Below are 9,378 nucleotides of genomic sequence, written 5' to 3'. Positions count from 1 at the left end.
TTCTTTGCCTACTTTCTTTGCAGCAGCAAAGAAAGTAGGTGCCGCCCCGCACAGGGGCAACGCTAATAGACCGATAACACAGCAAGGAAAGGCCAAAGAGCCCAGAACAACAAAAAAAAAAGTCCACCCCAATCCAGAAGAACCAAAAAAAGCCCAGCCCCCGCCGGGGCATATAATGTCCCCCGAACTGCGCTCCGCGAAAAACATGCCTGACCTCCTCTCCAATCTAAACCCCGAACAACACGCCGCCGTCACACTCCCGAACGAGCCCGCCCTGATCCTGGCGGGCGCGGGCAGCGGCAAAACCCGCGTTCTGATCACCCGCATCGCGTGGCTGATCCAGCAAGGCCTCGCGTCCCCCGCGACCGTCCTCGCGGTGACCTTCACCAACAAAGCCGCCCGCGAAATGATGGCGCGTCTCTCGGCGCTCTTGCCGATCGATACGCGCGGCATGTGGATCGGCACGTTCCACGGTCTATGCAACCGGATGCTGCGCGCGCATCACCGCGACGCCGGGCTGCCCGCCACCTTCCAGATTCTCGATACCGCGGACCAGCTGTCGGCGATCAAGCGCCTGATGAAGGGCCTCAACATCGACGACGAAAAGTACCCGGCGAAAAACCTCCAGTACTTCATCAACAACGCCAAAGAGCAGGGGCTGCGCCCCAAAGACGTCGACGCCACCGACAACTTCAACCGCAAGTTCGTCGAGCTCTACGAAGCCTACGATCAGCAGTGCCAGCGCGAAGGCGTCGTCGACTTCCCCGAGCTGCTGCTGCGCTGCTACGAACTGCTCGCGCACAATCCGCCGCTGCGCGCGCACTACCAGGCGCGCTTCCGGCACATCCTCGTCGACGAGTTTCAGGACACCAACAAGCTGCAGTACGCGTGGCTCAAGATGCTCGCGGGCCAGCACAACGCCATCTTCGCGGTCGGCGACGACGACCAGTCGATCTACGCGTTCCGCGGCGCGAACGTCGGCAACATGCGTGACTTCGAGCACGAGTTCAACGTGCGCAATCTGATCAAGCTCGAACAGAACTATCGCTCGCACGGCCATATTCTCGATGCCGCGAACCAGCTGATCGCGAACAATTCGCGCCGCCTCGGCAAGAATCTGCGCACCGACGCGGGCCACGGCGAACCGGTGCGGGTCTACGAATCGGCGACCGATTCGCAGGAGGCCGGCTGGATCGTCGAAGAGATTCGCGCGCTGATCAACACCGGCCTGTCGCGCAGCGAAATCGCCGTGCTCTACCGCAGCAACGCGCAGTCGCGCACGATCGAGCACACGCTCGTCAATGCGGGCATCGCGTATCGCGTGTACGGCGGCCTGCGCTTTTTCGAGCGTCAGGAAGTCAAGCACGCGCTCGCCTATCTGCGCCTGATCGACAACCCGAACGACGACACCGCGTTCGGCCGCGTCGTCAATTTCCCGACCCGCGGCATCGGCGCGCGCTCGATCGAGCAGCTGGCCGACGCGGCGCGTCTGTACAACTGCGCGATGGCCGCGGCGATTCCGTACGTCGCCGGCAAAGCCGGTTCGAGCCTCGTCGCGTTCGCGAACCTCATCGGCAAGATGCGCGCCGACACGCAGCAGATGAGCCTGCCGGAAACCGTCGAGTACGTGGTCCGCGCGAGCGGTCTCGCCGACTTCTATCAGAACGAGCGCGAAGGCCAGGACCGCCTCGAAAACTTGCAGGAACTCGTCAATGCGGCCGCGGCCTTCGTCAGCGAGGAGGGCTACGGGCTCGATACGCCCGCGCGCTCGATTCCGCTGCGCCCGGGCGCGAGCGCCGCGCCCGAACTCGTGGTCGCAACCGACGATCCGAACACGGTGGTGTTCGACGCGCCGGGCATCGCCGATCCGGCGCAGAACCCCGACACGATGACGCCGCTTGCGGGCTTCCTGTCGCACGCATCGCTCGAAGCGGGCGACAACCAGGCGCAGGCCGGCCAGGAAGCGGTGCAGCTGATGACCGTGCACGCGGCGAAGGGCCTCGAATTCACCGCGGTGTTCATCACCGGTCTGGAAGAAGGGCTGTTCCCGCACGAGAACAGCGCGATGGAGTCGGACGGCCTCGAAGAAGAGCGGCGCCTGATGTACGTCGCGATCACGCGCGCGAAGGAGCGGCTGTACCTGTCGTTCGCGCAGAGCCGGATGCTGCACGGTCAGACCCGCTACAACATCCGCTCGCGCTTCTTCGACGAATTGCCGCAGGAAACGCTGAAGTGGCTCACGCCGAAGGTCGAGGCGGGCTCGCGCTGGGGCGGCCGCTCGGACAACGCCGGCTACGGGCGCGACTGGTTCGCGCGACCGGGTTACGGCGGCGGTGCGGCGGCGACGGCAGCGGTGAGTTCCGCGCCGGCACCCGCGTTCGCGAACGAGCAGCGCGCGGCCGAAACGGGCTTCCGCGTCGGTCAACAGGTATTCCACACGAAGTTCGGCGAAGGCACGATCACCGCGCTCGAAGGCAACGGCACCGACGCGAAAGCGCAGGTGCGCTTCAAGCGGCACGGCGAGAAATGGCTGGCGCTGGCGGTGGCCAAATTGCAGGCGGTCGAATGAGCACACCCTTGAACATCAGCCACGGTGAGCGGCGGCCGCTCGGCGTTCTGGCCGCGTTGCCGCAGGAACTCGGCGACCTGATCGAAGCGATGCGCGCGGAGTCGGGCGTGCGCACGGTCGCGCACGGCCAGCGCGATTACCACGTCGGCACCGTGCACGGCACGCCGTGTGTGGTCACGCTCGCGCGGGTCGGCAAGGTCGCGGCGGCCGCGACGGTCAGCGCGCTGATTCACGCGTTCGATGTCGAAGCGATCGTGTTCACCGGTGTCGCGGGCGGGGTCGGCGTTGATGTGCATGTCGGCGATATCGTCGTCGCGAGCACGCTGATGCAGCACGACATCGACGCGTCGCCGCTGTTTCCGCGCTTCGAGGTGCCGCTGCTCGGCATGTCGCGCTTCGCCGCCGATGCGTCGCTAGCGGAGCGTCTTACGGCCGCCTGCGAGCAGTTCGTCGCCGACGAAGGCGCGGCCTGCGCGGCGCGGTTCGGTACGCGCGAGCCGCGCGTGCATCGCGGTTTGATCGTCAGCGGCGATCAGTTCGTCGCGAGCGCTGCGGCCGTCGCGGCGTTGCGCGAGGCGCTGCCCGATGCGCTCGCGGTCGAGATGGAAGGCGCGGCGATCGCGCAGGTTTGCTACGAGTACGGCGTGCCGTGCGCGGTCGTGCGCACGATCTCCGATACCGCCGACGACCACGCGCCGGGCTCGTTCATGGCGTTCCTGACCGGGATCGCGGGCACGTATTCGAATGCGATCCTCGCGCGCTTTCTCGGCACGCAGGCCAGCGCGGGCTGAGCGCCCGCGGGTTCGTCCGCTCGTTCGTCCGCTTATTCCTTCCTGTCGTCGCCGAGCGCGTCGCGCACCTGCTGCAGCGCGGCCGGATCTTCGATCGTCGGCAGATCGCCCGGCTCGCGCCCCTCGGCGAGCGCCGCGATAGCGCGGCGCAGTAGCTTGCCGGAGCGCGTCTTCGGCAGCATCGATACCATCACCACGCGCGCGGGCCGCGCAATCGAGCCGAGATGCCGGTCGACCGTCATCGTCAGTTCGGCGGAGAGCCGCGCGCGCTCGCTCGGGTCGCCTTCGGCTTGCGCGCCGCGCAGCACGACGAAGGCCATCGCCGCCTGACCTTTGACCGGATCGGTCACGCCGACCACCGCGACTTCCGCGACGGCCGCGTGGCTCGACAGCGCCTCCTCGATTTCGCGCGTGCCGAGGCGATGCCCAGCGACGTTGATCACGTCGTCGGTGCGGCCGAGGATCGTCACGTAGCCGTCCTCGTCCTGCACGCCCCAGTCGAACGTCGAATAGACCTGCTGGTTCGGCACGCTCTCCCAGTAAGTGCCGACGAAGCGCTTGTCGTCGCCCCATACCGTCGACATGCAGCCCGGCGGCAGCGGATAGTCGAGCGTCAGCACGCCTTTTTCGCCGGGTGCGCAGGGCTCGCCGCTCAGTTCGTCGCGCACGGTCAGGCTATAGCCGATCGAGGGCACGCCCGGCGAGCCGAGCTTGGTCGGCAGTGCTTCGATGCCACGCGGAATCGCAAGCATCGGCCAGCCGGTTTCGGTCTGCCAGTAGTTGTCGATCACCGGTTTGTCCAGCGCGTTCGAGATCCATGCGGCGGTCGGTTCGTCGAGCGGTTCGCCGGCGAGAAACAGCGTGCGCAGGCTCGACAGATCGGCTGCCTTCATCAGCGCCGGGTCCTGCTTCTTCAGCACGCGTATCGCGGTCGGCGCGGTGAACATCAGGTTGACCTTGTGCTGCTCGACGAGCCGCCACCAGATGCCGCCGTCCGGGCGAATCGGCGTGCCTTCGTACATCACGGTGGTCAGCCCCGCGATCAGCGGCGCGTACACGATGTAGCTGTGACCGACTACCCAGCCGACGTCGGACGCGGTGAACATCGTGTCGCCGGGCTTGCCTTCGAAGATGTATTCCATCGATGCCGCGAGCGCGACCGCATAGCCGCCGACATCGCGTTGCACGCCCTTCGGCTTGCCGGTCGTGCCCGACGTGTACAGCACGTACGACGGTTCGTTCGATTCGAGCCATTCGCACGGCACGTGGGCGTCGAAAAACTGTTCGCGCAGCGGCTCGTAGGCGACGAGGTACGGCGCATTCAGACGCTCGGGAGCGAGTTGCCGGTCGATCAGCAGCACGTGCGGGGTCTTGTGCATCGCGCGGGCGAGCGCTTCGTCGACGAGCGGCGTGTAGTCGACCACTTTGCCGCCGCGCGCGCCGGCGTCGGCGGTGACGATCAGCACGGGCTTCGCGTCGTCGATACGCGCGGCGAGGTTCGGCGCCGCGAAGCCGCCGAACACGACCGAGTGGATCGCACCGAGCCGCGCGCACGCGAGCATCGCGAACAGTGCCTCGGGGATCATCGGCAGATAGATCAGCACGACCTCGCCGCGCTTCACACCGAGCGAGCGCATGACCGCGGCCATCCGGTTGATTTCGGCGTGCAGTTCGGCGTACGTGTAGTGCCGTTCGATGCCGGTTTCCGTCGATACGTAGACGAGTGCGTCCTGCTGCGCGCGCTCGGCCAGATGACGGTCGACCGCGTTATGACAGAGGTTCGTGCGGCCGCCGACGAACCAGCGCGCGAATGGCGGTTTCGACCGGTCGAGCACGGTGCCGAATGGCGTGTGCCAGTGAATGCGTTGGGCTTCTTCGCGCCAGAATGCTTCGGGGTTGTCGATCGAGCGGCGGTGGAAATCGCGGTAGCGGGGCATCGGCGGCGATCCTCGGTTGTGCGCCTGGCGGCGCGGGGGGCGGGGCACCAGTGGCATTGTGCGCCGGAAATTGTGCCCCGTGCGGGGCGGTGCTTTTTGTCGTTGTTCTGGCTTTGTTGGCCTTTCCTTGTTTTGTTATTGGTCTATTAGCGTTGCCCCTGTGCGGGGCGGCACCTACTTTCTTTGCTGCTGCAAAGAAAGTAGGCAAAGAAGACAGCTCAAACCGCTAACTCTTAAGCGGGTCCTCTGGCTCGGAAGGGGCAGTGGTGCATCTGGAATCCGTGCCCCCGCACATTCCGCTCTGGTGACAAAGCCGTCATCAGCTCCCACTGCGCACTTCGTGCGTCGCGGACCGGTCTGCCAGGGAAACCAATGGTGTTGCCCGCGCAGCGGGAGCCATCGGCTGCGCCTCGGCGATGCGCCGAAACAACCAGTGGTTTTTGAATGGGGATTCGGCGCGCGCAGCGCCGCCGGAGGAATGACGGCCTTGTCACGGGTGCCGAATGTGCGGGAGCACGGATTCCAGATGCACCACTACCTCATGTAGACCGGGGGACCCGCTTAAGAGTTAGCGGTTTGAGCTGTCTTCTTTGCCTACTTTCTTTGCAGCAGCAAAGAAAGTAGGTGCCGCCCCGCACAGGGGCAACGCTAACAGACCGATAACAAAACAAGGAAAGGCCAACACCCTGCGAAGAACGAAAGGGCGCGACCCTCCCACGAGTTCAAGCCTTGGCGCGCTTGCCTTCGACATCGGGCAACAGCACAGTCAAAACCCCAATCAAAGGCAAGAACGAACAAACCTTATACACAAACGCAATACTGGTAGCGTCAGCGAGTTGCCCAAGCACCGCGGCACCAACGCCGCCCAACCCAAAAGCAAAACCAAAGAACAACCCAGCCACCATCCCCACCTTCCCGGGAATCAACTCCTGCGCATAAACCAGAATCGCCGAGAACGCCGAGGCGAGCACCACCCCGATGACGACCGTCAGCACCCCGGTCCAGAACAGATTCGCATACGGCAGCAGCAGCGTAAAAGGCGCGACGCCGAGAATCGACACCCAGATCACATACTTGCGCCCGATCCTGTCGCCGATCGGCCCGCCGATCACCGTCCCCGCCGCGACCGCCGCGAGGAACACGAACAGATGGATCTGCGCCGCCTGCACCGACAGATGGAACTTGTCGATCAGATAGAACGTGAAATAGCTGTTGATGCTCGCAAGATAGAAGTACTTGGAGAACACCAGCAGCACCAGCACGCTCATCGCCATGATGACCTTGTTACGCGGCAGCGTCGCATGCGCAGCCTGGCCGCGCGCCTTCTTGACCGACGGATGACGCTTGTACCAGCGGCCGATCTGCGTCAGCACGACGATCGCGACGAGCGCCGCCGCCGAGAACCACGCAATGCTGCGCTGGCCATGCGGAATCACGATCAGCGCGGCAAGCAGCGGCCCGAGCGACGAACCCGCATTGCCGCCGACCTGGAACAGCGACTGCGCGAGACCGTGACGGCCGCCCGACGCCATCCGCGCGACTCGCGACGACTCCGGATGGAACACCGACGACCCGCAGCCGACCAGGGCCGCCGCGATCAGCAGCACGCCGAAGTTCGGCGCAACCGACATCAGCAGCAGCCCGGACAGCGTAAAGCCCATGCCGACCGGCAGCGAGTACGGCTTCGGATGCTTGTCGGTATAGCTGCCGACGAGCGGTTGCAACAGCGACGCGGTGATCTGGTAGGTCAGCGTGATCAAACCGATCTGCCCGAACGACAACGAGAAGTTGTCCTTGAACATCGGGTAAATCGCGAGGATCAGCGACTGGATCATGTCGTTGAGCAGATGCGAAAAGCTGATCGCACCGAGTACCGAATACACGGTGCGCTGCACCTTCGCGGCCGCCGGCGCGGCGGCGGCCGGGGACGCGCTCGCCCCCGTGGCGGATGCGCCGGCGAGGGCGCTTTTATCGAGGCTCGTTTCCATACGCTAGAAGAAAAAGATCGGGCAAACGGTGATATGAAAAATCGGCGTTGAGCCGGGGCGGGCAGCGCGCTTCGTGGGCGCGTTTCGCGAAGCTCCGCGGCATTTCGTCGCGGCAACCGGCTTTTTTTGAGTGTTTAGCGAAGTTTAATGTGGCCGGAGCGAATTGTAAGGACAAGTTTTGTCGCGAATCGGACATGGGGTCGGATGACTTCGCCTTCGGCGATGAAAGGCAAATCGGCTGTTTCGATCTGCCGACACATTTTTGGCGGCTTTTTGTCTGCGGTATAAAGCGCTCGCGATTGCGCGGCTCACGAAGCGGCGCGTCGAACATGAGACTGGGAACGGCAAGCGGCGCACGACCCGCCGCCGTCTGAGCGAGCGACATTCAAGATCGCGATGCAGGCTGCCGTAGACCCGGAGAGACAAGCGCAGAGCCGGAACCGACCTTTCCGGCGCGTCGACACGTGGGGATGGGGATGATGAAAGCAGTGGCACACAGCGCAGCGGCACCGAAGTTCAACGGCCTGTCGGTAAAAGCGACGCTGCGGATCGCGTTCGCGATCCTGCTCGCCGGCACGCTGCTGATCGGCGTGTTTTCGCTGTTGCAGATCGGTCGGCTCAACGCCTCGACGCAATCGATCTACGACCAGGGCCACGTCGCGAGCCGCGCCGCCGAGGAAGCGCGCGGCCACATGTTGCGCGCGAGCCGCGCGCAAAAGATGCTGCTGACCGCAACCACCGCGAAGGAGCGCGACGAACTCGGCGCCGACATCGAGCGCGGCCTGGCCGGTCTCAACGAGCAACTGCGCACGCTCCAGCAGTATGTCGATACGTCGGACGCGAAAGCGCTCGGCGAGCAGAAGGCGTTCGCCGGCGCGGTCGCGGCATGGAGCAGCCATCTGCGCGACTTCGTCACGCTCGTGAAAGCGCAGCCGCTCGATCTGTCGCAGATGAACTGGCAGGTCGGCACCCAGGACGTGTCGCTGCTGGTCGAAACCGGCAAGCTCGAAAAGCTCGTCGACGAACTCGTCGCGCAGCGCGGCACCGCCGCGAAGGCGACGATCGACGCGTCCGGCTTCATCTACCACTCGTCGTTCGTGATGATCGCGGTGATGACGCTTGCACTGATCGTGCTCGCGTTCGGCATCGCCGCGTGGGTCGTGCGGCGGCTCACCGCGCAGCTCGGCGGCGAGCCCGCGTACGCGAAAGAGATCGCGCGCCGCATCGCCGCCGGCGATCTGTCGAATCGCATCGCGCTCGGCGGCAAGGACCGTTCGAGCATGCTGTTCGCGCTGTCCGACATGCAAAGCGGACTCGCGACCACGGTCGCCGACATCGCGTCGAGCGCCGATGCAATCGCGACCGCCTCCGGGCAGATTTCGATGGGCAACCTGGACCTGTCGCAACGCACAGAGCAGCAGGCGCTCGCGCTCGAGCGCACCGCGAGCAGCATGGAACAGCTGACGTCGACGGTGCGTCAGAACGCCGACAACGCGAAGCAGGCGAGCACGCTCGCGAACAACGCGTCGGAGATCGCCGAGCAGGGCGGCGCGGTCGTGAGCCGCGTGGTCGCGACGATGAACGACATCAACGACAGCGCGCACAGCATCGGCGACATCATCGGCGTGATCGAGGGGATCGCGTTCCAGACCAACATTCTCGCGCTGAACGCGGCCGTCGAGGCGGCGCGAGCGGGCGAGGAGGGGCGCGGCTTTTCGGTCGTCGCGGCGGAAGTGCGCAACCTCGCGCAACGCAGCGCGGCCGCCGCGAAGGAGATCAAGGGCTTGATCCAGACGTCGGTAGAGCGCGTCGGCAACGGCTCGACGCTCGCCGCGGACGCCGGTCAGACGATGGACGAAGTGGTGAAGGCCGTGAAGCGCGTGACCGACATCATGGGCGAGATCTCGGCGGCGTCGTCCGAGCAGAGCGCCGGCATCGAGGCGATCAATCTCGCGGTCACGCAGATGGATGCGGGCACGCAGCAGAACGCCGCGCTGGTGGAACAGGCCACCGCCGCAGCCCGCTCGCTCGACGATCAGGCGCGCGGGCTCAAGGCGATGGTGGGACAGTTCAGGCTGTAAAGCGAGCGGCGG

General features: G+C 65.2%; 5 protein-coding genes and 1 pseudogene. 3 read left to right on the top strand and 3 right to left on the bottom strand.

Translation table 11 applies throughout. The annotated features are described in order from the left end of the window. A pseudogene (locus tag EVC45_RS46300) lies at positions 1 to 207 on the bottom strand (hypothetical protein); the annotation flags it as partial. On the opposite strand from EVC45_RS46300, the gene EVC45_RS38085 reads away from it, so the two are divergent. Together EVC45_RS38085 and EVC45_RS38080 are read left to right on the top strand one after the other, a co-directional pair. Continuing rightward, positions 206 to 2,569, top strand: coding sequence for a UvrD-helicase domain-containing protein (locus EVC45_RS38085; protein ID WP_129963274.1), 2,364 nt, complete (start codon positions 206 to 208; stop codon positions 2,567 to 2,569). The pseudogene EVC45_RS46300 and the gene EVC45_RS38085 overlap by 2 nt on opposite strands. Beyond that, positions 2,566 to 3,360 (top strand): 5'-methylthioadenosine/adenosylhomocysteine nucleosidase, encoded by a 795-nt coding sequence (locus EVC45_RS38080; RefSeq protein WP_129963273.1) that lies wholly within the window; start codon positions 2,566 to 2,568, stop codon positions 3,358 to 3,360. The genes EVC45_RS38085 and EVC45_RS38080 overlap by 4 nt, the downstream gene beginning before the upstream one ends. 32 nt (positions 3,361 to 3,392) lie before the next feature. Here the strand turns inward: EVC45_RS38080 and EVC45_RS38075 are convergent, their stop codons facing one another. Both EVC45_RS38075 and EVC45_RS38060 read right to left on the bottom strand, forming a co-directional pair. Continuing rightward, positions 3,393 to 5,354, bottom strand: coding sequence for a propionate--CoA ligase (locus tag EVC45_RS38075; protein WP_129963272.1), 1,962 nt, complete (start codon positions 5,352 to 5,354; stop codon positions 3,393 to 3,395). A gap of 665 nt (positions 5,355 to 6,019) precedes the next feature. Continuing rightward, on the bottom strand, positions 6,020 to 7,285 hold the full coding sequence (locus tag EVC45_RS38060; protein WP_129963271.1) for an MFS transporter: 1,266 nt from the start codon (positions 7,283 to 7,285) through the stop codon (positions 6,020 to 6,022). Between the two features lie 479 nt (positions 7,286 to 7,764). Between EVC45_RS38060 and EVC45_RS38055 the strand changes: the two genes are divergently transcribed. Continuing rightward, positions 7,765 to 9,366 (top strand): methyl-accepting chemotaxis protein, encoded by a 1,602-nt coding sequence (locus EVC45_RS38055; RefSeq protein ID WP_129963275.1) that lies wholly within the window; start codon positions 7,765 to 7,767, stop codon positions 9,364 to 9,366. The last annotated feature ends 12 nt before the right edge of the window (positions 9,367 to 9,378 follow it).

Origin of the sequence: Paraburkholderia sp. UYCP14C (assembly GCF_004197395.1) — a bacterium.
Classification (GTDB): domain Bacteria; phylum Pseudomonadota; class Gammaproteobacteria; order Burkholderiales; family Burkholderiaceae; genus Paraburkholderia.
Note: the sequence above shows the minus strand (reverse complement) of the source record. Positions and strands in the feature narration are given on the sequence as shown.

Excerpts from the sequence above, each read along its gene's own strand:
- EVC45_RS38060 (WP_129963271.1), bottom strand. The coding sequence starts at position 7,285 with ATGGAAACGAGCCTCGATAAAAGCGCCCTCGCCGGCGCATCCGCCACG.
- EVC45_RS38075 (WP_129963272.1), bottom strand. The coding sequence starts at position 5,354 with ATGCCACTGGTGCCCCGCCCCCCGCGCCGCCAGGCGCACAACCGAGGA.
- EVC45_RS38085 (WP_129963274.1), top strand. The coding sequence starts at position 206 with ATGCCTGACCTCCTCTCCAATCTAAACCCCGAACAACACGCCGCCGTC.
- EVC45_RS38080 (WP_129963273.1), top strand. The coding sequence starts at position 2,566 with ATGAGCACACCCTTGAACATCAGCCACGGTGAGCGGCGGCCGCTCGGC.
- EVC45_RS38055 (WP_129963275.1), top strand. The coding sequence starts at position 7,765 with ATGAAAGCAGTGGCACACAGCGCAGCGGCACCGAAGTTCAACGGCCTG.